General features: G+C 41.9%; 24 protein-coding genes and 1 tRNA gene. 18 read left to right on the top strand and 7 right to left on the bottom strand.

Annotated elements, in window-relative coordinates:
* From B9T24_RS13155 to B9T24_RS13080, 16 genes are read left to right on the top strand one after another with little or no spacing between them, the layout of a single operon-like run.
* Positions 1-249: an acyl carrier protein gene (locus B9T24_RS13155; protein WP_086166191.1), complete on the top strand. Its 249-nt coding sequence runs from the start codon at positions 1-3 to the stop codon at positions 247-249.
* Entirely contained in the window at positions 246-800 is a 555-nt protein-coding gene (locus B9T24_RS13150; RefSeq protein WP_086166190.1) for a septation protein IspZ, read from the top strand. The genes B9T24_RS13155 and B9T24_RS13150 overlap by 4 nt, the downstream gene beginning before the upstream one ends.
* 11 nt (positions 801-811) lie before the next feature.
* Entirely contained in the window at positions 812-2,482 is a 1,671-nt protein-coding gene (locus B9T24_RS13145) for an AMP-binding protein (RefSeq protein WP_086166189.1), read from the top strand.
* Positions 2,483-2,494: 12 nt separating this feature from the next.
* Positions 2,495-3,229, top strand: coding sequence for a glycosyltransferase family 2 protein (locus tag B9T24_RS13140; RefSeq protein ID WP_086166188.1), 735 nt, complete (start codon positions 2,495-2,497; stop codon positions 3,227-3,229).
* Between the two features lie 40 nt (positions 3,230-3,269).
* Positions 3,270-4,166: an acyltransferase gene (locus tag B9T24_RS13135; RefSeq protein WP_086166235.1), complete on the top strand. Its 897-nt coding sequence runs from the start codon at positions 3,270-3,272 to the stop codon at positions 4,164-4,166.
* Positions 4,166-5,707, top strand: coding sequence for an HAL/PAL/TAL family ammonia-lyase (locus B9T24_RS13130; protein WP_086166187.1), 1,542 nt, complete (start codon positions 4,166-4,168; stop codon positions 5,705-5,707). The genes B9T24_RS13135 and B9T24_RS13130 overlap by 1 nt, the downstream gene beginning before the upstream one ends.
* Positions 5,708-5,717: 10 nt before the next feature.
* Complete coding sequence (locus B9T24_RS13125) at positions 5,718-6,137, top strand: acyl-CoA thioesterase (protein WP_086166186.1); 420 nt, start codon at positions 5,718-5,720, stop codon at positions 6,135-6,137.
* Between the two features lie 5 nt (positions 6,138-6,142).
* The gene (locus B9T24_RS13120; RefSeq protein WP_086166185.1) at positions 6,143-6,790 is read left to right on the top strand and encodes an outer membrane lipoprotein carrier protein LolA; all 648 of its coding nucleotides are present in this window, start codon (positions 6,143-6,145) and stop codon (positions 6,788-6,790) included.
* Positions 6,765-9,098, top strand: coding sequence for an MMPL family transporter (locus B9T24_RS13115; protein ID WP_086166184.1), 2,334 nt, complete (start codon positions 6,765-6,767; stop codon positions 9,096-9,098). Before B9T24_RS13120 ends, B9T24_RS13115 begins: the two co-directional genes overlap by 26 nt.
* An 11-nt stretch (positions 9,099-9,109) precedes the next feature.
* Positions 9,110-10,408: an NAD(P)/FAD-dependent oxidoreductase gene (locus tag B9T24_RS13110; RefSeq protein ID WP_086166183.1), complete on the top strand. Its 1,299-nt coding sequence runs from the start codon at positions 9,110-9,112 to the stop codon at positions 10,406-10,408.
* 1 nt (position 10,409) lies between these two features.
* On the top strand, positions 10,410-10,967 hold the full coding sequence (locus tag B9T24_RS13105; RefSeq protein WP_086166182.1) for a DUF3261 domain-containing protein: 558 nt from the start codon (positions 10,410-10,412) through the stop codon (positions 10,965-10,967).
* Positions 10,968-10,979: 12 nt separating this feature from the next.
* Entirely contained in the window at positions 10,980-12,179 is a 1,200-nt protein-coding gene (locus B9T24_RS13100; protein WP_086166181.1) for a beta-ketoacyl-[acyl-carrier-protein] synthase family protein, read from the top strand.
* Positions 12,176-12,613 (top strand): 3-hydroxylacyl-ACP dehydratase, encoded by a 438-nt coding sequence (locus B9T24_RS13095; RefSeq protein ID WP_086166180.1) that lies wholly within the window; start codon positions 12,176-12,178, stop codon positions 12,611-12,613. Before B9T24_RS13100 ends, B9T24_RS13095 begins: the two co-directional genes overlap by 4 nt.
* Positions 12,610-13,335 (top strand): 3-ketoacyl-ACP reductase FabG2, encoded by a 726-nt coding sequence (locus B9T24_RS13090; protein WP_086166179.1) that lies wholly within the window; start codon positions 12,610-12,612, stop codon positions 13,333-13,335. The genes B9T24_RS13095 and B9T24_RS13090 overlap by 4 nt, the downstream gene beginning before the upstream one ends.
* The gene (locus tag B9T24_RS13085) at positions 13,335-14,555 is read left to right on the top strand and encodes a beta-ketoacyl-ACP synthase (protein WP_086166178.1); all 1,221 of its coding nucleotides are present in this window, start codon (positions 13,335-13,337) and stop codon (positions 14,553-14,555) included. The genes B9T24_RS13090 and B9T24_RS13085 overlap by 1 nt, the downstream gene beginning before the upstream one ends.
* A 21-nt stretch (positions 14,556-14,576) precedes the next feature.
* Positions 14,577-15,011: an excinuclease gene (locus tag B9T24_RS13080; protein WP_086166177.1), complete on the top strand. Its 435-nt coding sequence runs from the start codon at positions 14,577-14,579 to the stop codon at positions 15,009-15,011.
* A 112-nt stretch (positions 15,012-15,123) separates the two neighbouring features.
* Here B9T24_RS13080 and secF read toward each other — a convergent pair whose 3' ends face one another.
* The 7 genes from secF to queA all read right to left on the bottom strand — a co-directional run bounded on the left by secF (position 15,124) and on the right by queA (position 22,652).
* Positions 15,124-16,095: a protein translocase subunit SecF gene (gene secF / locus B9T24_RS13075; RefSeq protein WP_086166176.1), complete on the bottom strand. Its 972-nt coding sequence runs from the start codon at positions 16,093-16,095 to the stop codon at positions 15,124-15,126.
* An 8-nt stretch (positions 16,096-16,103) separates the two neighbouring features.
* Positions 16,104-18,005 (bottom strand): protein translocase subunit SecD, encoded by a 1,902-nt coding sequence (gene secD / locus B9T24_RS13070; RefSeq protein WP_086166175.1) that lies wholly within the window; start codon positions 18,003-18,005, stop codon positions 16,104-16,106.
* 51 nt (positions 18,006-18,056) lie between these two features.
* Complete coding sequence (gene yajC / locus B9T24_RS13065; protein WP_004650211.1) at positions 18,057-18,386, bottom strand: preprotein translocase subunit YajC; 330 nt, start codon at positions 18,384-18,386, stop codon at positions 18,057-18,059.
* 102 nt (positions 18,387-18,488) lie between these two features.
* Entirely contained in the window at positions 18,489-19,619 is a 1,131-nt protein-coding gene (tgt, locus tag B9T24_RS13060) for a tRNA guanosine(34) transglycosylase Tgt (RefSeq protein ID WP_086166174.1), read from the bottom strand.
* 346 nt (positions 19,620-19,965) lie between these two features.
* Positions 19,966-20,532, bottom strand: coding sequence for a LemA family protein (locus B9T24_RS13055; RefSeq protein ID WP_086166173.1), 567 nt, complete (start codon positions 20,530-20,532; stop codon positions 19,966-19,968).
* 28 nt (positions 20,533-20,560) lie between these two features.
* Entirely contained in the window at positions 20,561-21,589 is a 1,029-nt protein-coding gene (locus B9T24_RS13050; RefSeq protein WP_086166172.1) for a hypothetical protein, read from the bottom strand.
* A 25-nt stretch (positions 21,590-21,614) separates the two neighbouring features.
* Entirely contained in the window at positions 21,615-22,652 is a 1,038-nt protein-coding gene (gene queA, locus B9T24_RS13045; RefSeq protein WP_086166171.1) for a tRNA preQ1(34) S-adenosylmethionine ribosyltransferase-isomerase QueA, read from the bottom strand.
* A gap of 195 nt (positions 22,653-22,847) precedes the next feature.
* Here queA and B9T24_RS13040 point away from each other — a divergent pair.
* Positions 22,848-22,934 (top strand) — tRNA-Leu (locus B9T24_RS13040).
* Between the two features lie 240 nt (positions 22,935-23,174).
* Complete coding sequence (locus B9T24_RS13035) at positions 23,175-24,446, top strand: sensor histidine kinase (RefSeq protein ID WP_086166170.1); 1,272 nt, start codon at positions 23,175-23,177, stop codon at positions 24,444-24,446.
* Positions 24,447-24,527: the final 81 nt, after the last annotated feature.

Genomic DNA, 24,527 nt, shown 5'->3' with positions numbered 1-24,527 from the left:
ATGTTAACTCAGGAACAAGTACTCGAAAAATTAACAGCATGGATGGAAGATCTGTTTGAGATTAATCCAGAAGATGTGCAGCTCGATGCAAATTTAGCTACAGATTTGGATGTCGATAGTATTGATGCCATTGATCTTGTAGTCAAAATTAAAGAATTGACGGGTAAGCAAGTGAATCCTGAAGATTTTAAAAATGTACGTACAGTGCAAGATGTTGTGACTGTGATTCAGAATATGTCTGCTGCATGAAATGGGTCTTCCAAGGGATAGTGGTCATCGGTTTGATTCTCTATCCCTTTTTAGTGGGCTATAGCTTAGCGCAGGGTCAATATATCTGGGTCAGTGGTTTGCTGATTGTTCTAGGCGTGTTGCGCCTATTCAGTAAAGGCAATGCTTTACTTTGGCCCTTAACTGGCTTTGCTATTTTATGTGGCAGCTTGAGTTTGATTTTAAAAGATCAAGCATGGCTGAAACTCTATCCGGTATTGATGAGTCTGGGTTCGCTGGCTATTTTTGCAGCGACTTTAATAAAACCACCCTCTATGATTGAGCGTTTTGCCCGTTTGGCTGAACCGAATTTACCCGAAGCAGGGGTGATTTGGACGCGTAAGGTCACTATAGTTTGGTGTGTTTTCTTTGTGTTCAATGCCCTGATTGCTTTAGCCACGGTGTTGTTTGCTTCAATGCAGCTGTGGGTGCTCTATAACGGTTTTATTTCCTATCTGTTGATGGGGCTGTTATTGCTGGGCGAATTTATATTGCGTAAGCGTCAGCAACGCTTAAATCAACTTCAGGAATAAAACGGATTGTTATGTTGTGTCATTTTCAGAATCATATTCATTCACTGAAACCACTGTGTCTTCAGGCTGATTTAAGCCCAATCCATTTTCAGGATTTTTGGCAAGAGGTGATACAACAAAGTCATGCAATCCAGTTGTTATCACAGAGCTGTTGGGCGTTGTGGGAACCCGATAGCTATGCGTTTTTAGTGCTGTTGTTTGCGGCACTTTTAGCGCAAAAACAGGTGCTATTGCCGCCCAATCGAGTCAGTGATTTAGAAAAAGAATTGGCTGAGCAGAATATTCTGTTCTTACAGCGTCAGCCTGTATCGGCTACAGCAGATCCGCAGGTTGAACTAAATCTGGATGATGCCTTTTTAAATCAGGCTCAGCTCTGTTTTTATACTTCAGGTTCTACTGGGCAACCGAAAAAAATCCCGCGGACTTTGCGTCAGCTTTTGAATGAAGTGCAAGGTTTAGATGCCAGTTTTCAGTTACCTGAACAGGCCATCGCTATCGCGACGGTCAGCCATCAACATATTTATGGCTTATTGTTCAAGCTGTTGTGGCCTTTAGCCAGTGGGCGCTGTTTTTATCAAACCCAGTTGGCTTTCCCTGAAGATGTTGCCGATATTCAAAAAAAATTAGCGCCTTTAAACATTGAAAATTATGTTATTTCCAGTCCTGCATTATTAAAACGCTGGACGCCAGAGGTGCGACTACAGCACTGTTTAAGCGTATATTCATCGGGTGGTAAATTGGATTCGGGTGTGCGCCCTTATTTAAACCGCCCGATTCACGAAGTGTTTGGCAGCTCAGAAACGGGGGGGATCGCACATCGACAACAAGATGATGCGTTATGGATACCCTTTGCCAATGTAGGTATTCAAGTGAGCGATCAACAAGAATTGGCCGTGCAAGCCAATCATGCTTTTAGTGAAAACTGGATTTTAACCGGCGATAAAGTTGAAATGCTTGACGTGACAAACCCTAAAAGTCCGTTTCGTTTATTGGGACGGTTGGATCGGATTGTGAAACTGGAAGAAAAACGCTTAAGTTTAGATGCGATTGAACACAAAATAATAGAACTCGATGAGATTGCCCAGTGTCATGTTTTAATTTTAGAACGTGAACATCGGCAGATTTTAGCCTGTGTTGCGGTGTTGTCTGAACCTGCAAGACAACAGCTGCAAAGTGGCAACAAAGCGCAATGTGTGGCGGCAATTAAAGCGCAATTACAATTCAAACTGGAAGGCATTGCCATTCCAAGGCAGTGGCGGTTTTTGACCCAATTACCACAAAATGCACAATCTAAACTGAATAAACAGTACATGAAATCCTTATTTCAACCGATGTTGTTGCCTATTGTATTGGCACAACAGAACGCGCCCGATCAGGCCGTTTATCAGCTTGAATTTTCTGCTGAGCTGGAATGTTTTAAAGGGCATTTTCCAGAGTTTCCGATTTTCCCCGGTGTGGGGCAGATTGCTTTTGTTCAGCATTTTTCCCGTCAAACTTGGGCCGATCTGGAGTGGTGTAATGGTTTTGAACAATTGAAGTTTCAAGATCTGATTCGACCATATATGGTACTGCAACTCAAACTGTCACGAAAATTGTACAAAGTGAGTTTTGAATTGACCCATGCAGATCAGACCTTGGCATCGGGGCGTTTGTTGTTTAAAACGCCAACTAAGCAGGTTTAAAAGAGGATGTCTATGCAGCATTGTTTTGTGATTCCTGTTTATAACCATCCGCATTATATTGAGGCTTTGATTGCGCATTTAAAGCCGTTTCAGTTGCCGATTATTTTAGTCAATGATGGCAGTGATGCGCTATGTAGCGCACTTTTACATGACTTGAAAGCGCAAAATAAATGTGTTGAGTTGGTTGAACATTCGCACAATCAAGGCAAAGGGCAGGCGGTGATGAGTGGTTTACGCCATGCCCATGCTTTAGGCTTTAGTCATGCCTTGCAACTTGATTCTGATGGTCAGCATGATTGGCAGGATGTCGGCAAATTTTTAGCCATTTCTCAGCAGCATCCAGACGCGATGGTGATTGGTCAGCCAATTTTTGATGAGAGCGTGCCGAAAAAACGCTTATATGGTCGTTATGCCACGCATATTTGGGTCTGGATTAACAGTCTCTCTTTCGATATTAAAGACAGTATGTGTGGATTTCGGGTCTATCCACTGGCCCAGACCATTCAAACTCTAAATTCGGCAAAATTTCAGCCGCGCATGGGTTTTGATAGTGAAATTTTAGTGCGCTTAAAGTGGGCGAATGTTCCTTTTATCAATGTGCCGACCCAAGTTGTTTATCCTGAAGATGGGATTTCTCATTTTAATGTATGGCGCGACAACCTTGGCATGAGTCAGGCACATGTACGTTTATTGGGGGGGATGTTGCTACGTTTGCCTCAATTAGTGTCACAGAAAATGAAAGGTTAATGGCGTGACTGAGCAGCTCAAGCAAACCCAGTGGAATGACATGAAAGAACGCGGTGGCATGTGGTCACTGACGCTCATGTTGGCATTTTATCGTTTAGGGGGGCGTTGGCTCTGCCGTGTGGTGCTGTATTTTATTATTTTGTGGTACTGGGTCTTTTCAGTCACCGCACGTCAGGCATCACTGTTATATTTAACCAAGTTACATCATTTTGCAGGGCAACAATCACCCTTTATCACAAAGCCGAGTCTGAGTCATAGCTATCAGCATTTAATGCAATTTGGCGAATGTATTTTAGATAAAATTGAAGGTTGGCTGGGCAAAATCCCTGAGCAGCAATTGGCTTTACATGGACATGAATATTTCCGTGCACATTATCAAAAAGGTGCGGTCATTGTTGTGTCGCATTTTGGCAATATTGAATTATTACGGGCGATTAAATCAGAACATATACAAAAAATTAATGTTTTGGTTTATCAAAAACATGCCACTCAATTTAATCAGTTTTTAAAGAAACTCAATAAACATGCCGATGTTAATTTGGTTTCGGTGGATGAACTGGGTATTGAAACTGCTTTGATTTTGCAAGAAAAACTTGACCAAGGCGAATGGGTGATTGTGGCAGCAGATCGTGTACCTGTTGAGTCTGATCGGGTGCAGCCGATTACCTTTTTAGGCGCAGAGGCGAATTGGCCGCAAGGCGCATGGATTTTAGCCAGTTTATTGAAAGTGCCTGTACTGGCGGTCTTTTGTTATCGCGTTGGCAGTGGCTTTGAAGTGCATATTCACGCGATTGCTGAACAGCTTCATTTCCCTCGAAAAATCCGTATGCAGGCACTGCAAAGTACCATGCGTCAATATGTCAGCTTACTTGAACAGCACTGTATTCGTGCGCCGTATCAATGGTTTAATTTTTATAATTTTTGGAACAAAAAATAATGCAAGTGTTAGTTGTTGGGGAAACACCGCTCTCAATTGAAGATGTGGTGGCTGTGGCACGTCAGGAAAAATCTGTGGCTTTACCAGTATCCACTGAATGGCGCGATCTGATTCAACGCGGTGCAGATTTTCTAGATCAACTGTTACAAGATGAAGGCGTCATTTATGGCGTGACCACAGGCTATGGTGACTCTTGTTTGGTGGAAATTCCCGCGCATCAAGTCAATGAACTGCCGTTGCATTTATTGCGTTTTCATGGCTGTGGCTTAGGTCAAAATTTGGATTTAATCACGGCACGTGCGGTGTTGGTGACGCGTTTGTGTTCGCTGGCACGAGGGTATTCAGGTGTATCACATGCATTGTTACAACGCCTGACATGGATGCTGAATGAAAATGTCATTCCTGTCATTCCATCGGAAGGTTCAGTGGGTGCCAGTGGTGATTTAACCCCATTGTCTTATATTGCAGGGGCTTTGGTCGGTGAACGTGATGTTTATGATCAAGGTCAAATTGTGCCTGTTAGTGCGGTGTATGCTGAAAAGGGCATGCAGGCTTTAGTGTTACGTCCGAAAGAAGGCTTGGCACTGATGAATGGTACAGCGGTAATGACTGCTATTGCCTGCTTAAATTATAAAAAAGCGGAACAAATTGCTTTGGCCAGTACTTGTGTTACGGCACTGAATGTTTTGGCTTTGGAAGGCAATCCAAGTCATTTTGATGAAGTGCTGTTTGCGCAAAAGCCCCATTCAGGGCAGCAAAATATTGCGGCACAACTCAGAACTTGGCTGAACAGTGAGGTGCAAACCGAACATCAGAATTCACGTCTGCAAGATCGTTACTCTTTACGCTGTGCGCCGCATATTATTGGTGTATTTGAAGACTCTAAAATGTGGTTACGTCAATTTATTGAAAATGAACTTAACTCAAGTAATGACAATCCATTGATTGATCCTGTGAATTTGCGCGTATTACATGGCGGTCATTTTTATGGCGGACACATTGCCCAAGCCATGGATAGTCTGAAAATCATGATCGCCAATATTGCTGATCTGATGGATCGTCAATTGGCACAGTTGGTGGACTATAAAATGAACAATGGTTTACCACGCAATTTAACGGGTGCAACAGCAGAACGCTTACCGTTAAATCATGGTTTTAAAGCTGTGCAAATTGCGGTGTCGGCATGGACGGCAGAAGCTTTAAAACAAACGCTTTCAGCCTCTATTTTCTCACGCTCAACCGAATGTCATAACCAAGATAAAGTCAGTATGGGCACCATTGCTGCGCGGGATGCCAGTCGCGTGATCGTGCTGACTGAACAAGTGATTGCAGCGCTCTGCTGTGCCAGTGTACAAGCCATTCAGTTAAAAGCTTTAGACGGTTCGTTGGCTGAAGTATTGGCCGCATTTCAGACGTGGGTATTGCAGACCTTTGATTACGTGGTGGAAGATCGACCATTGCAACATGAATTGCAACAACTGGTCGATCGTTTCGAAAATTTAGAATTATTGAATCCTGAACGTGTTCACTCAATAGGATAGGAGGCAGACGATGCATGCCGATGTAATTATTGAAGTGCCATTTCATGATGTCGATACCATGAATGTCGTGTGGCATGGACATTATTTAAAATATTTTGAAATTGCGCGTTGTAAATTGCTCGATCAATTTCACTATAACTATAAGCAAATGCTTGAATCTGGTTATGCATGGCCGGTGATTGAAAGCCATGTTCGCTATGTGCAGGGAATTGAGTTTGAACAAAAAATTCGCGTGCGTGCCATTTTAAAAGAATGGGAAAACCGCTTAAAAATTGAATATCAAATTTTTGATGCAGACAGTGGTCGGAAGCTGACCAAAGGCTACACCAGCCAAGTGGCGGTTGGTATTGAAAGCCGTGAAATGTGTTTTCAATCGCCGCAAGTGCTGTTAGAACAATTGCACGCTTGGCCAGCATTTAAAGCGGAGTAAAGTCAATGAAAGCAATCAATTTATCCCGTCCAGTCTGGCTGTTTTTGGCGGCTGTGTTGTGTTTGATGTCGGTGTTGTCACGACCTGTACATGCGCAAAATCCACAGCTCAAACAAATTTTTACTCAGCTTGCTGCAACCCCGATTGTACGTGCTCAGTTTGAACAGCAAAAAAAATTAGCGTCACTGAACAAAACTTTTGTCTCGAAAGGCACGGTATTATTTTCCAAATCACAAGGCGTAATCTGGAACATTCAAAGTCCAGTGAAAGCGGATTTGATTGTGACTCCATATAAATTAGTACAAAAAACTCAGCGCACATATAGTCAAATTGAAATTGATAAATCACCTTATGGTTCTGTGGCGACCATGTTTTTACAGCTGATGTCAGGCAATGAAACCGCATTGGCTAAAAATTTCAATATTGTTTCAGCCAGTTATAGTCCTGCGCAATGGAATGTGGCATTAACCCCGAAAAGCAGTTTATTTAAAAAACTCTTTGTTCGCGTGGATGCACAAGGGCAGCGTTATGTTGATCGCATTGTATTGAGTGAACAAGCCAATAACACCACGACCATTCGTTTTAGTCAACAAACGACTCAACCACAAACTTTAACGGCTGAGGAAAATGCACTTTTCCAACTGGCAAAATAAATTTACGGCTCTGTGGCTGATTATTTTAAGCGTGATTGCGATTGCGCTAGGCACGGCATGGCTCAAAAAAGAGATCCATATTCAAACCAATATCTTTGCCTTATTGCCTGAAGCCAGCCAAGATCCACGGCTTGAAAGGGCGCAGCAATATGTCAGCCAACAACTGAATGACAAAGTGTTTGTGGTGTTAGATGCTCAAGATGATGCTGCCTTAACTAAAGCAACCACCGCATTGCAACAGCAGGTGGCCAAAAGTGATTTGTGGCAACCTTTGCATGCTCAGTTAGACAGTGACAAATTTGCACAGGTGCTCTATCAACATCGTGCCGGTTTATTGACATTAGATGATCAAAAAATACTGGAACAACAAGATTATGCTGCACTGACCGAACAAAGTTTATTGCAAATTATGAGTCCGGGCATGCCCGTTACAGCCGCGTTATTACAACAAGATCCATTGTTGTTATTTCCACGTTATGCCATGGGTTTAGCGGGTTTACAAAGTCATTCTGATCTTGCTTTAGAAGATGGTTTTGCCACGATTCGAGATGAGCAGGGGATTTCCCGTTTATTGGTTTTAGAGCTGAAAAATAGTCCTTATAATATTGAATATCAAAAACAAACTTCAGCATGGATTCAGCAACTCGATATGCAACTACGCCAGATGCAGGTGAAACCGCATTGGACGGGTACTTTATTGTTTGCTCAATTTGGCACCACTTCGGCTGAAAAAGAAATTTCCACCATTGGTTTGGGTTCAAGTTTTGGCATTTTACTTTTGGTCTGGTTTGGTTTCCGCTCGATTCGTCCAATGTTGACTGAAATGGTGGCTGTGGGCACAGGTTGTTTGGTGGCTTTTGCTATCACGCATTGGGTTTTTGGGGAAATTCACCTCATGACCTTAGTATTTGGTGCAAGTCTGGTCGGAGTGTGTGTCGATTTCTCTTTTTACTTTATGGCAATGCAATCACAGCATCGGCATATCCATGGTTTTGCGGTGCTAAAACCGTTATTGCCCAGCTTGTTTATGGGTTTAATGACCACTTTGGTTGCCTATATTTTCTTAAGTTTTACCCCATTTCCCGGCTTTAAACAGATTGCGGTCTTTTCTATGGTGGGTCTGACTGCGGCATGGATCACCAGTGTTTTATTGCTCCCTCGTTTACCTGCCTTAAATGCTGAACCTGCGATTCGCAGCTTACGTTTTATTGGTCAAGCGCGCACTTTTGTACAGGCAAGAACAGCACTCCGTTATGGCTTAATTGCTGCCATTGTCGTGGTGGCAGGCAGTAGTTTGATGTTGTTGCAGAGCAATGATGATATCCGTAATTTGCAAAGTATGGATCACAGCTTAAAGCAAGAAGACCAATACGTCCGTGAACGCTTTATGCAGCAACAAAGCAGTGAATATTTTGTGGTGCATGGCAAGACTGCCGCAGAGCTTGAACACAATGAACAGCAATTGATTCAAAAATTACAAGTATTGCAAAGCAAAGGTGCTTTAGATGCTTTTCAGGCTTTAGGACAATGGTTGCCGTCGATTCAACAGCAACAGCATAATCTTCAACTCTTACAAGGCATTCCTGCGCAGGTTTTGCAGGATTATGCGGTGGCATTGCAGCTCAATCCAGCGGATGTTTTAGCGTGGCAAAAGCAACTGCCACAGCAGCCGTTATTGCATCCAAGTGAAATGGCAGAGCATCCGTTGGCATTTTTACAAATCAGTCCGACGGAACGTTTGGTACTATTACAAAATGTGCATCATGTGGCTGCTTTAGAACAGCTGAATAGCGCACAGGTACAATTGTTACGTCCAGTGAATCAACTGTCTGAACTCTTTCAACAACATCGCATTCAAGCCCAATGGTTATTGGTTTTTGCTGTACTGACTTTAACGCTGGGTTTAGGCATCATCTATGGCATAAAGTCCATTTTACCTTTGGTCTTACCCGTTACTTTAGCTTTAATATCCACCTTTGCTGTTCAGGCATGGTTTGGGGTTGAAATTAATTTATTCAGCATTATGGGGACCTTCCTGATTATTGGGATTGGCGTGGACTACGCGATTTTTTATCGACACGGACATGACCATCCGCAAGTGGTGGGCATGGCGTTATTCCTATGTATGATGTCGACCTTATTGGGTTTCGGGTTATTATCGTTTAGCCAAACTTATGCCATTCATTGCTTTGGTTTGACTGTACTCCTTGGGGTTATTTTTTCATTTATTTATGCAACATTGTTGACATCTTCCGATGCCAAACATGTTGTACTTCAACAATATCAGCCAAAGAAGCTGAGAGATTAAGGTAGAGTGCAATGAGCACCATGCAACATACAGATGTATTGATTATCGGTGCAGGACCATCGGGGAGTTCTGCGGCAGCATTGCTGCGTCAAAAAGGCCATCAGGTCACGATAATTGAAAAACAATATTTTCCACGCTTTTCGATTGGCGAGTCTTTATTACCGCAAGCCATGGTTTTTTTAGAAGAAGCGGGGCTGCTTGATACCGTACGTCAGCATGTAGATGAATTTGGATTTCAATTTAAAAATGGCGCCGCTTTTTTAAGGGGCAAGCAGCGCAGTTTTTATGACTTCACCGAAAAGTTTAGCGATGGTCCGGGCACAACTTGGCAAGTTCGCCGTGCCCATTTTGACCATTTACTGGCGCAGCAAGCTGAACAATATGGTGCAGAAATTCGCTTTGGTCATGAAGTCATTGATGTCGATGTAGACTCGAATCAGCCGATTTTGACCGTGAAAGATGAGCAAGAACAGGTTTACCAAATTCAAGCCAAGTTTTTACTCGATGCCAGCGGTTTTGGTCGAATTTTGCCGAAGTTTTTAGATTTGGAAAGTCCATCCGATTTTCCCGTTCGTCGTGCCGTATTTACCCATATTGAAGATGGTATTTTGGATGATGCTGAATTTGATCGGGAAAAAATCCTGATTACAGTGCACGCCAAAGATCGTCGTGCTTGGTATTGGCTAATTCCTTTTGCCGATGGTCGTTGCTCTTTTGGTGTAGTGGCAGAACACGATTTCTTTGTACACTATGGTTTTGATGCACAGCAAGATATGGACTTAGCTGCATTGCTGAAACGTATTTTAGCCGATGATGAAAGTTTGTCGCATGTACTGCGCAACGCTAAATTTGATACCCCAGTACGAACTTTGGTGGGCTATTCTGCCAATGTTAAACATTTAGCGGATCGTAATTATGCCTTATTGGGCAATGCCGGTGAATTCCTAGATCCTGTATTTTCCTCAGGGGTCACCATTGCTTTAAAATCTTCAAGCTTAGCCATTCCTCTGGTGGATCAAGTGCTGAACGGGCAAACGGTGGACTGGATGGAACAATATGAGAAACCGCTGCGTGCAGGGATTCAAGTGTTCCGCGCTTATGTGGAATCATGGTATTCAGGTGAGTTTCAGGATGTGGTGTTTTCGACTCAGCAAGATGAAAAAATTCGTCGTATGGTGGCATCCTTGTTGGCAGGTTATGCATGGGATACCACGAATCCTATCCATAAAAATGCCAAAAAACGCTTAAGTACCTTGGCTGAATATTGCCGTGAGCCACAGCACAGTGAAGCCATCGCCCATGGTGCTTAATATGCAAGCGAAATGGCAATGGACGGGGCTATTACTTGCTGTGCTATTGGGTTGTAGTGGTTGTCAATCTCTGCTGCCCCAAGCACAGGGTTTGGCGACCACAACATGGCATGCTCAAGAGTATCAGCGTCAGGATCAGCTTGAAGTGCAATGGAATAAGCATAGTTTTAGTTTTCTGTTGTATCAGCAGCAACAAGGGCAAAAACTGGACATGCTGGCCTTGTCTCTGACGGGACAGCAGTTATTTAAGCTTAGTTTTAATGGTCAGAAAGTGCAGGTTGAACAACGCATTGAGCAAATGAAATTATTACCTTTTGAATTTGTGGTACGCGATATTTTATATGCCACTTATCCAAATTTTGCCCAATTACAGCCGCACAATGTTCAGGTTAAAACTGTTCAGGTTAAAAGTGTGGCTCAGACGCAGTCTATTTTTATCAATCAACAGCATGTTTTAAATATCCTGCATCAGGATGCTGTGATTGAATTAGATAATCTGCAAGTGCCTTATCAAATGGTCATCAGTGCTCTGCATGATCGTTTAGAAACAACTGAATAAAGGAGGATGATGATGAGTGAGCAAATCAGTACACAACATCCTGCGGTAGGCATTCAGTTTAGCGTGGGGTTATCTGCATTAGGTCATACGCCTGAACAGATGAAACAGGCATTGGCGACACAGCAAAATACGTTAAGTTTAAGTTCAGGATTTATTCCCGAAAAACAGCTTTGGGTCGGTGCTTATCAACAGCCTTTAATTGAAAGTGTTCCTGACTTTTTACACGCTGTCGATTCACGCAATTTACGTTTTGCTTTAACCGCTTTAACTTCAATAGAAGCTGAAATACGCGACTATACAGCGCAATTTGAGCCTAAACGCTTAGCGATTATTTTGGGCACATCGACCTCTGGTATTGCTGATAATGAAAAAGTCCTTAAGTCCTACTTTGTCAATCAGAGTGATGTTGAAGTCGTGCATGGTAAACAGGAAATGGGCAGCTTAGCTAAAGCTCTACAGCAGTATTTGGGCTGGGAAGGGCCTGCATACACCATTTCTACCGCCTGTTCTTCCAGTGCTAAAGCAATGGCAGCAGGACAGCGTTTGATTAATGCCGATTTAGCCGATGCCGTTTTGGTTGGTGGGGTGGATACGTTATGTCAGCTGACCCTGAATGGTTTTAGTAGCTTAGAAAGTTTGTCTCATGGTCTTTGTCAGCCCTGTGGGGCACAACGCGATGGCATTAATATTGGTGAGGCTGCGGGCTTATTTTTATTGTCCAAAGAAGCAGCATCCGTGATGTTAATGGCAGCAGGCGAGTCGATGGATGCATGGCATATTTCAGCACCGCATCCAGAAGGGAAAGGCGCGGCCGAGGCAATGCAAAAAGCCTTAGATATGGCGGGTCTGACCGCACAGGATATTGGTTACTTAAATATGCACGGCACAGCGACACCGCAAAATGATGCCATGGAAATTAAAGCTGTTCAGACGGTATTTCAGCATCATGCTGTACCACTCAGCAGTACCAAACATAAAACAGGGCATTGTTTAGGCGCTGCTGGGGCAATAGAAGCGGTGATTTGTCAGCAAGTTTTAGCCGATCAGTCGTGGTTACCCCTGCACCAATCGGGTCGCATTGATGCAGAATTAGATGAGCAGAACTATGTGCTGAATGCACAGCTGCCACAGCCAATAGACTATGTGATGAGTAATTCTTTCGCTTTTGGCGGAAGTAATATCAGTTTGATTTTTGGAACGCAGCTGAAATGATGGATGCCGTACAGTTTATTCCACATGAAAAACCGATGGTTTTTGTTGATCATTTAATAGAAGCGAATGAAAATTTTGCGATTGCAGAATTATTGATTCAACCTGACTTAATGTTTTGTGATGCACACGGTTTGCCAACGTGGAGCAGCATTGAATTGATGGCGCAAACCATCAGTGCTTATGCTGGGCATAAAGGGCAAATGTTAGGCTTGCCACCAAAAATTGGTTTTTTATTGGGCACGCGTAAAATGCAGTTGCCCGTGCCTTATTTTGCCTTGGGTGAAAGCGTGCGTATTAAAGCAGAACAAAGCTATTTACATGAGGGTTTGGGGCAGTTTAACTGTGAAATTGAGTACCGAGAACATCGTATTTGTGCCATGTTGAGTGTATTTGAACCCACAGAAATTAAAGAAAATATTAGGAATTTAGCGTGAGTAGAAGAATTTTAGTCACAGGCTCAAGCCGTGGCATTGGTCAAGCGATTGCCTTGCAATTGGCACAGTCAGGTTTTGATGTCACCGTACATGCGCGTTCCAGACAACAAGAAGCAGAGCAAGTGGTACAACAGATTCAGGCTTTAGGACAGTCAAGTCATGTCTTAATGTTTGATGTGAATGATCGTGAAAAAGTCATGCAATTGCTGGAGCAAGATGTTGCAGAACATGGTGCATTTTATGGGGTGGTACTCAATGCAGGACTGACCCGTGATGCAGCATTTCCAGCCCTAACCGATAGTGATTGGGATGAGGTGATTTCGACTTCACTGGATGGCTTTTACAATGTGTTAAAACCATTGGTGATGCCGATGATTCGTTTGAAACAAGGCGGACGCATAGTCACTTTATCTTCTGTTTCGGGTTTAATGGGCAATCGGGGGCAGGTCAATTACAGTGCTGCAAAGGCAGGCTTAATTGGCGCAACCAAAGCTTTAGCACTCGAGTTGGCGAAGCGAAAAATTACCGTCAACTGTGTTGCACCCGGTTTAATTGAAACCGAAATGGTGACCGAAGAAGTCAAACAACATGCCTTGAAAATGATTCCCTTACAACGGATGGGGCATGTCGATGAAGTCGCCAAAGTGGTGAAGTTTTTATGCAGTGATGACGCCAGTTATATCACCCGTCAGGTGATTTCGGTCAATGGAGGTTTGATGTGATGAAACGTGTTGTTGTCACGGGCATGGCAGGAATTACCTCTTTGGGTGAAACTGCGGATCAAATATTTGCTCAGTTTGAACAGGGCAATAGCGGTATCCGCTACATGCCAGAATGGGAGCAGTTCACTGATTTACGCAGTAAATTAGCAGGGCCTGTAGCGTCTTATACTGTTCCCAAACATTTTAATCGTAAAGTGACACGTGGTATGGGACGTGTGGCTTTAATGTCGACGGTCTGTGCTGAAAAAGCATTAGAAGATGCGGCACTGTTGAATGATCCGATATTAAGCAGTGGGCAAACAGGCGTGGCATTCGGCTCATCCGCGGGAAGTGTCGATGCCATTCGTGAGTTTGGCAGCATGTTGCACGATAACAATATGAACAAACTCAATGCCACCACCTATATTCGTATGATGTCACATACCAGCGCCGTGAATATGACGGTATATTTTGGCTTAAAAGGTTTAACTTTGCCGACATCTAGTGCCTGCACTTCAGGTTCAATGGCGATTGGTCAGGCTTATGAAGCAATTAAATATGGCAAGCAAACTGTGATGTTGGCAGGTGGTGCAGAAGAACTGAGTGCAGCAGGTTCGGCTGTATTTGATGTTTTGTTGGCAACCAGCAGTCAAAATGAACACCCAGAAAAAACACCACGTCCATTCGATGCGAAGCGTGATGGCTTAGTGATTGGCGAAGGGGCAGGTTGTTTGATTCTAGAAGAATATGAACATGCCAAAGCACGCGGTGCCAAAATTTATGCTGAAATTATTGGTTATGGTAGCAATAGTGATGGTCAGCATGTCACCCGCCCAGATTCGGAAATGATGGGACGCTGTATGGAATTGGCATTATCTGATGCGCAAATTTCGGCAAATCAAATTGACTATGTCAATGCACATGGCACATCCACCGATCAAGGGGATATTGCCGAAAGTCAGGCAACGGCAAGTATTTTGGGCAAGAAACCGATTAGTTCACTCAAAAGTTATTTTGGTCATACTTTAGGCGCTTGCGGTGCGATAGAAGCTTGGTTGAGTATTGAAATGATGTTGCGCAGTCAGTTTATTGCCACCTTAAATTTAGAAGAAATAGATGCTTTATGCGGCGATTTAGATTACATCGTCAAGCAATCTAGAAACATGAATGCCAATATGATGATGAGCAACAATTTTGCTTTTGGAGGAATTAATACCTCCCTGATTTTTAAACGGGTTTAACAACAACGAGAGGGTAAACTCATGTTCATGAAAAAAATAGTATTGACTGCTGTATTGTCTTTGGGTGGGGTGGTTTCTGCACAGGCTGCTGATACTGCACATAATTTTGATTTTAAAAGTGCCGTTGAACGTGCCGTTGCCGATGGAACTTTGGATGGTTCAGTAAAATTTTATTTAGCAGGCACCAAGTCTGGCGGTAAAGTTTTGCAAAAAGATGCGGTGACCAATAAAAAAACCAATGGTTTTGCTAAGTCGGCAGAAACTGCGTGTGATCATGTTTTGCGTTCAGCACTGATTCAGTTGCAAAATACAGCAAAAGCGAAAGGTGCAAATGCAGTAACCAATATTGTCAGTTACTTTAAATCGAATGAAAGTAAAAGCAGCACCAGCTATCAGTGTTTTAAAGGCACGGCTGTGGCAAGCGTAGCTTTAAAAGGCGATCTGGTTAAGTTCTAAATCTAAGCCTAAATATATGAGCCATTGCAGCTGAATAAGCATTGATGTGCAATCATGAGCACAATAAAAAAGCCCATCAAGTGATGGGCTTTTTTAGCTCAATGTAACGCTATTATTGAGGGATTTCTTCTTCTTCAAATTCAGGTTTAACCTGAACAATGAAGTCTTGACGGTTCAGGCCACGCCATAAGGCGAATGCAGTACCGATATAAATTGAAGAATATGTTCCGACAAAAATACCAATACACATGGTCACAGAGAACCATTTCAGACCATCACCGCCCATAAACAACATGGCAAGTACCACAAGCAACAGGGTCATTGAAGTGTGGATGGTACGGCGTAAGGTTTCAGTCAATGCAATATTGACGATTTCCAAAGGTGTCGCACCGCGAATTTTACGGAAATTTTCACGAATACGATCCGAAACCACAATATTATCATTTAACGAAAAGCCGATTAATGCCAGAACAGCAGCAAGTACGGTTAAGTCAAACGGCCATTGCATCATGGCAAAAATACCAATGGTGACAATGATATCGTGGAACAGGGAAATCACAGCACCCATCGCAAGTTTGAACTCAAAACGGATGGTGACGTAAACCAGCATGAGAAGAAGCGCAAGTGCAACAGCACCCGCTGAGCGAATATATAACTCATTACCGACCTGACCACCAACAGAATCTACTTTATGTACTTCAGCAGGATTGTTTGGTAATTGGGCTGCTTTGGTAATGGCGTTGGTCAAATCTTCAACTTCAACGTCTTGAACGGGCATACGTACAATCAGGTCTTTATTACTACCGAGCGTTTGTACTACAGCATCATGAAAGCCTGCTTGGTCTAAAGCTTTAACCACTTCAGTCTGATTGGCAGGTTGCGCATAATTTAACTCGGCAGAAACACCACCAGTAAAATCCAGCCCCAAGTTCAAACCTTTGGTCACAATAAAGAAAAGACTGCCAATGGTTAGAATGATGGAAATAATTGCTGCTGGAAAGGCAATTTTCATAAACGGAATGACACGTTCGTCATCTGGGCGACCGTATTTTTTTGAATCAGGTTGAGTCATGTCAGTCATCATCGATCTCCTTATATGCTCAACTTCTTCAAGTTACGTTTTTTGCCATAAATGAGTTGTACAATTGCACGGGTTACTGTAATTGCAGTAAACATTGAGCAAACAATACCAATCATCAGTGTTACGGCAAAACCTTTGATCGGTCCTGTGCCAATGGCAAAGAGAATGAACGCAACGAGGAACGTGGTTAAGTTCGAGTCGAAAATAGTGTTATAGGCTCGATCATAACCGGCAACAATCGCCTGTTTGGGCGAAGCCCCCCATTTTATTTCTTCTCGTATTCGCTCACAGATCAGGACGTTGGCATCGACTGCCATACCAATGGTGATTACAATACCTGCAATACCAGGAAGGGTAAGTGAAGCCCCAATCCATGACATAACCGTCAACAGCATTGCAAGGTTAACCACAAGGGCAAAGTTAGCAATTAAACCGAATACACGGAAGAATGCGACCATCCAAAGCGCAACCAGTAAGAAACCGATCTGAGTAGACAATACGCCTTTATCAATATTTTCCTGACCAAGACTTGGGCCAACCACACGTTCTTCAACGAAGTACATTGGTGCAGCCAGTGCGCCAGCACGAAGCATGAGCGCAAGTTCAGCCGCTTCTTGGGGTGAATCTAGACCCGTAATACGGAATTGTGAGCCCAATACCGCTTGAATGGTTGCAGCATTAATGACCACAGATTCTGTATAAGGGGTACGGACTTCAGTTTGTGCACCTGTGACTGGGTCGGGTACATAGCTGATTCTTTGTTTGTTCTCAATGAACAATACCGCCATGCGTTTACCAACCGCACTACGTGTCGCATCAGCCATCAACTTACCACCAGCACTGTCTAAAGTAATATTTACTTCAGCGCCACCGGTATCTTGGCTAAAGCCACTTGATGCGTTTTGTACACGTTCACCAGTTAAAATACGGTTACGGTTTAACAGTAATTGGCGACCGCTATCCAGCGACTCATAAGCAAACAGTTCCGTGCCTGGTGGTACTGCTTGACCATTTGACTTGCCTGTATAAGGGTCAATGTATTGGTCATTCAAATCAGACACTAAACGGAATTCAAGATTTGCAGTACGACCTAAAACACGTTTTGCTTCAGCGGTATCTTGAACACCTGGTAATTCAACCACAATACGGTTGCTACCTTGGGTTTGCACCAATGCTTCTGCTACACCTAACTCATTAATACGATTACGTAACGTGGTTAAGTTTTGATTTACCGCATAAGACTGAATTTCTTGCTTACGTACATCGGTATAGCTCAAACGTAAAGTTGAACCTGACTCTGATGCAACGGCTTGTTGATTGAACTCATTGCCATTACGACGTAAGAAATCCATCACCGCATCACGGTCACTGTTGTTGGCAAACTGAATGGTAATCGTGTTGTTATTCAACGCAAGACTATTGAATTTCAGTTTGTTATCACGCAGTTGACGACGTAAATCAGTTGCGGAGGTTTCCAGACGCTGACTGATGGCTTTATCCATATCCACTTCAAGTAAGAAGTGAACACCACCACGTAAATCTAGACCCAATTTCATTGGTTTTGCACCAATTTTTTGGAGCCATTCAGGCGTGGTTGGCGCAAGGTTTAAAGCAACAACATAATTGTCGCCAAGACCACGACGTAATACTTCTTTGGCTTTTAATTGCGCTTCAGAAGAATCAAGACGTAAAAGGGCAGCATTATTACTAAAGCTGTTGTCATGGCTTGGAATTTTTTCACTTTCTAATAACTGCTCTGCTTTTTGTACGATGCTTTGGTCAATCTGAGTACCAGCTTTGGCACCCGAAATTTGAACAGCAGGTTCATCTGGATACAAACTAGGCAGGGCATATAATGTACTAATCACCAGAACAATGATGATCAGCAGATATTTCCATGCTGGGTAACGCATTTATTTTCTTCTTAAAATGAAAAAGTCGTGCTAGGGCACGACTCTTTTTGATTAGAGATTATTTAATGTGCCTTCAGGAAGAACTGAAATCACACTGGCACGTTGAACTTTTATTTCTACGCCACGGCTTAATTCAACCACGACAAAATCACCTTCAATTTTCAGGATTTTACCCATAAGGCCACCAGCAAAAACAATTTCACTACCCACACCAAGGCTTTCAACTAAAGTGCGGTGTTCTTTAGCGCGTTTTGCTTGAGGACGCCAAATGAGGAAATAGAAAATTGCGACAAATACCGCAATCATCAAAAGGTTAGTCACCAAACTTGGTTGGCTTGCAGCTTCACCCGCTGCGTGAGCAGTAGAAATAAAAAGGCTCATTTCATTTTCCTAAAATAAAAAACTGTATATCAACAATATGATAATAAATTAACTTGTTCAGCAATTTACCTTGTCTTTTTCTTCAGCGCAAACACTGAAAGATTAATCTTCAGGGCAAGGTGGAACTTCTAGACCACGACGCGCATAAAAATCTTGGACATAGGCATCAAAAGTACCATTATCTAACGCATCACGAATGTCTTGTGTAAATCTTTGGTAATAACGTAGGTTATGAATAGTGCCGAGCATCGAACCAAGCATTTCACCGCATTTTTCCAAGTGGAATAAATACGCACGGGTGAAATTTTGACAGGTATAACAATCGCATTCTGAATCGAGTGGACTTTGGTCATGACGATATTTGGCATTACGAATACGGACTAAACCGTCAGTCACAAAATAATGACCGTTACGTGCATTACGGGTTGGCATCACACAGTCAAACATATCGACACCACGACGAATCGCTTCAACGATGTCTTCTGGTTTACCGACACCCATCAAGTAACGTGGTTTGTCTTCAGGCATCAGTGCAGGAAGATAATCCAAAACTTTGATCATTTCTTCTTTCGGTTCGCCCACTGAAAGACCGCCAATGGCAAAGCCATCAAAGTCAATTTCTTTTAAGCCATTGAGCGATTCATTGCGTAAGTCTTCGTACATGCCACCTTGGATAATACCAAACAGCGCATTGCGATTTTTTAGTACATCGTGGTGTTGGGTTTTACAGCGTTTTGCCCAACGCAGTGAAAGCTGTAATGATTTTTGTGCTTCTTCATGTGTCGCTGGATAAGGCGTGCATTCATCAAAGATCATCACGATATCTGAATTCAGGGTATGTTGAATATCCATTGAAATTTCAGGTGATAAAAAGACTTTTGAACCATCAATCGGTGAGCGGAAGGTTACACCATCTTCTTTAATTTTACGCATTGCACCCAAGCTGAAAACTTGGAAACCGCCTGAATCGGTCAAAATCGGTTTATTCCATTTCATGAATTCGTGTAAACCACCATGTTCACGAATCACATCTAAACCTGGACGTAAGTAAAGATGGAAGGTGTTGCCTAAAATGATTTGCGCTTTAATGTCCTCAATATCACGTGGCAACATGCCTTTAACCGTGCCGTAAGTACCGACAGGCATAAACACGGGCGTTTCAATCACGCCATGTTCAAGGGTTAAACGACCACGACGGGCACGACCCGACTGACCTAATTTTTCAAACTTCATAAAATATCCTGAACAAGAGCAAAGCACTGCGTGCAGTGCAAGAGCGAAAAAACAGTTCGCCGCTAAAAGTTGGCTATTTTCCTAGATTACGCAGATAAACACCAGTGTTGTCGAGTTTTAACTCAATACTTTCTCGATTAAAGGTCGTTGACAAAATAAAGTCCAAAGCAACAAAGTTGCTAAGTGCTTGGTACAAATGAGGTATTTAACTGGGAGTAATTTTGTTTTTTAATATGTCGCTGGCTTTGATTTTTTAATGCAGGTGACGGTTAAAGAACAATAAAAATATTTTTAAATAGAGCGTCTTGCATCTTTCATGGCAAAGGATGCAAGAGGTCTGGAGAGGTTAAAAATTCGGTCGGTAGTCAAAATTTTGCGTTGCCGCTTGATCACGAAAGGGGCGAATGGCTTTTTTACCGAGGGTCATGGTGTTGACAATGTTATTGGGAAAAATTTGAATGTGGTTGTTAAATAATTCTACATTACGGTTAAAGATGGTAATGGCAGCACCGACATTTTCATTTTGTTCTTCAATTTCATTCATCATTTTAAGATAAATTTCATTGGCTTTTAGTTCAGGATAGTTTTCCACCACCACATTTAAACTATGCATCAGCTCTTTATTTAAACTTTCAATGCGTTGTAATTGTGAAACATCGGTATTGTTTACATTAAGATTTAAAATGTTTTGACGTAGTTCAGTGACTTTTTCTAAAGTGCCTTTTTCAAAGTTTGAATATTGCTCAACAAGTGGTTGTAGACCATCTAAAATTTTAATTTTCTGACGTTCATAAGTAGCAACATCTGACCAAGCTCGAATAGAGGCGTTGTGATGGCGAACAATATTATTTCGAATCATGACACATGCGACAATTGCAGCGATGATTAAGAGTAAAAAAATCAACAACCCCATTGATAAGTCCCCAAAATATGAATAATTTCTATTTTAAAAAATGTATTAAATCACGCTGTAAGCTTTCTAGATAAGGTAATTTAAAAGTACGTAAGTGTCCACGTAATGCAGAAATATCTTGAATGTTTTTTGCTTGTGTGGATATTTTAAATAAATTCGCTGGCCCTAAAAAGCATAACGTATGACTGCTTGGATGGAACATTAAATCGCCCTGACGCTGGGCAAAAAAATCGGCCAATCTCAGTACAAATGCAGGTGACAGGAGCTTTGCTGTTTGCATTTCATCGCTACCAAAAATATTTAGCTTTTGATTGGTTTGGATGTCGCTGGTATGCCAAGGAAAACTATAAGGATAATAAAAATCTTTGTTTGCCGTGGTGATGGCAAGCCCTTGCGTTTCTACATCAAAAACAAACACGCCCCATAAGTCTTTATGAATTTCTTTGACTCTGACATCATCACCATTTTTATCACGCACAAGCATTTCATTGACATAGTGATATTGAAAGACCATGACTTGGTGTTGTTGACCCGCTTCATCTTCCCAGACAGTGCTGGCATAGTAGGGCAGATCATTGGAAATCGTACCTTGATTAAACACGGGAAATAGGCGTTTTAGATGTGCAATCAATAAAACAGGTTGTAATGGAACCGAGATATGTTGGGGTTGCTGATGCAAAGCCAACTGGTATTTTTTATTAATGCTTTGTTGTTCTAGAAATTCAATCACGTCATCAATGGGTTGTTTGTCTTCATAACTGATATAGGCCCAAAAAATCATTAAAAGGCCACTGATCAGACCCAGTTGCATCCAAATATTGCTGGGGTCAATAAAAATCAGCAGCATAAAAAATAAACCTGCCGCTGCTAAAAGCAGAGGCAAGACATTTTCGAACTTAAGTACAATCGGTGCATTCCACGGATGCAGACCGTCTAAAATGTCCTGATGGCTTTGTGCTTTACGTCCAAGATCCTGTAGCCGCGCGATATTTTGAAAAACACGTTCATTTTTTTTACGTCGAATATGAATCGAATGTTGAACACTATCGAGCGGCATGGGGTTCTTCTTTTATCAGCAAAGGTTAAGCTGTGATTTTATCCACCAGCATGGCATCACCATAACTAAAAAAGCGGTATTTTGCTTCGACAGCATGATGATAGGCATGCAAAATGTTATCACGATTCGATAAGGCTGAAACGAGCATTAATAGCGTAGATTCAGGTAGATGGAAGTTGGTAATTAACCGATCAACCACTTTAAAATCATAACCAGGATAGATGAAAATTTGTGTATCACCTGTCCATGCAGCCAATGTTCCACCATGCGCTTGTGCGGCACTTTCAATGGCACGTGTTGCCGTTGTGCCCACAGTAATTACTTTATTGCCGCGTGCTTTGGTTTGACGAATCAGTTCAACAGTCTGTTCAGGAACATCACACCATTCGCTATGCATAATATGGTTCTGGATGTCTGTGGTGCGTACTGGTAAGAATGTCCCTGCGCCAACATGCAGCGTCACAAAGCTTCTTTGAATGCCTTTGGCGGCTAATTTTGACAATAAGTCTTGGTCAAAGTGCAAACTCGCTGTTGGTGCTGCAACGCTTGCCAGTTTAGTCGGATCATTAAAGACCGTTTGATAACGCTCGGTATCAATCGCTTCAGCTTCGCGGTTAAAATACGGTGGAATGGGTAAGGCACCATATTGATCGAGCACATCTAAAATGGGTTGGGAAAATTCAACAATAAATAAGTTTTCATGGCGACCTTGCACTGTGACTTTTATTTCATCATCACCGATAAAAAGTTCAGCACCTGCTTTAGGTGAATTACTGGCTTTAATGTGGCAATGTGCAATGAATTTATCTTGCATGCGTTCTACTAAAACTTCAACAGCACCACCCGTTGCACGTTTTCCTTTTAGCCGTGCTTTCATCACTTTGGTGTCATTTAAAATGAGTAAGTCACCCGCATCGAGTAAATCAAAAATGTCAGTAAAATGGCAGTCGTGGTATTGCCCTTGCTGATCTAAATGCAAAAGGCGTGAAGCACTGCGGGTATCTAAAGGGTAGCGAGCAATCAGCTCGTCAGGGAGATCAAAGTTAAAGTCGGAAAGTTGCATCTTTAATGTATAACAATAAGAAAAACGTCTGCATTATAGTCCCGAAAAGGGTGAACGAGATGATATCTGATGTTTTTTAAGCCAAAGCTTTTTCTTTTGCTTTAAAATTGAGCAATTGACTGGATTAGATAATTGACAATTCTAAGTTTAATAGTAATATAGCGACCACAAGCTCATATGCTTGTAAGCCCCTTTCCCGAGGTGGTGAAATTGGTAGACGCGGTGGATTCAAAATCCACTATCAGAGATGATGTGTCGGTTCGAGTCCGACCCTCGGGACCAGATTCAAAAAAACCCCAAGCCGGTACAAAAAGCTTGGGGTTTTTTTATGCTTAAAAAATTGATTAAATTCTAGCGTTTAAGGTTAAATTAGCGACGATAAAAAACAGTCTGTCGGAAATTGTCACTTTTGGTCTGTTTGTGCCTTTTTTTTTATTGTGTTCTATGTAAAAGTTTGTTAATAGAATGGATAGGGCATAGTTGTTTTTAACTATAGAGGGTAAAAAAATTTACGAGGCAGAGATGAAAATGCAGTTACTTGAAATAGGCTCAGCAACAGAGCAGCTCAGTGCTTGTAAAATATCATTATTGCTTGGTGTTTTTACTCCAGATAATCGTGTCGAAGGTTTTTTGAAATTTGCCCGTGGCATTTTACAAACCGATTGTGGCATTCTTGGTTTTCATAATGAACCCTACATTTGGTATGCCTCACCCAAATGGTTTAAAGCCTTTCACTCAAAAAAAGAAGCCAATTTAGCCGCATTTTTTGAAGGCGAGATGATTCTGAGCGCCAAGCATAAAAATTATGCTGCTTTTTCTCAATATGTGCATGATTTAGGTGTTGCACATAAGCGAATTGTGGCTTTTGATTTAAAAATAAATAAAACAGAGTCTATTGGGCACGTTATTTTATTTGATGAACAGTGTGAAGAATTTAATGAGAAGAATTTAGAACTTGTGCATGAACTTGCCATGAGTTTGATTGCAATTATTGAATTGCATTCAGATTATGCAGAGCTAAAAGAATTATATGAACAACAGTGCGCTTTAAATTCTAGTAAAACGAAGTTTTTTCAAATTATTGCGCATGATTTGCGTGCACCATTTCATGGCTTAATTGGCTTCTCTGAAGTTTTGGCGCAAGAGCGAGCCACGCTTGATGATTCAAACATTCAAAGTATTGCCGATTATTTATTAGATACCTCGCAATCAACCTATAATCTGTTAGAAAGTTTATTAAATTGGGCCATGGCTGAGGGGGGGCGTTTTATTTACCATCCCATTAATTTCAATTTAAAACAATCTTCAAAAATTGTTTTTGATGTCTTAAATACCTTGGCGATTAAGAAAAATATCCAATTGATTGATCAAATATCCGATGATTTAAAAGTCTATGCTGATATTAATATGGTGACCTCAGTTTTACAAAATCTGGTTTCTAATGCACTGAAATTTACCTATGTTGATGGTACGGGGAAAGTCATCATGTCTGCCGAAAAATCAAAACATAGTGTTGATATTTATATTGAAGATACTGGACTCGGCATGACGCAAAGCCAAATCGATGAATTGTTTCAACCGCGCTTAACGGTCAGTTTTAAGGGAACAGCGGGTGAGAAAGGCATGGGTTTAGGCTTGGTGTTATGTCAACGCTTTGTGGATTTGAATCAAGGTGAAATCTCGGTACAGTCAAAAGAAGGCGAGGGAACGATCTTTAAAGTTTCTTTACCCATCGCTGTGAATACGCATCAAGCTTTACCATTAGATAGTATTAAACAGGCGATCACTGAATAAAAAACAACAGAAGCTTAAATTTCTTTTCCCCTATTTCTTTGTAGCTGATATAACTAGAAAAAAACGAGGCTGAAGGTTTAG

Source organism: Acinetobacter sp. ANC 4654 (genome assembly GCF_002135425.1).
Classification (GTDB): domain Bacteria; phylum Pseudomonadota; class Gammaproteobacteria; order Pseudomonadales; family Moraxellaceae; genus Acinetobacter; species Acinetobacter kyonggiensis.
This window is presented reverse-complemented; position numbering and strand designations above follow the sequence as displayed.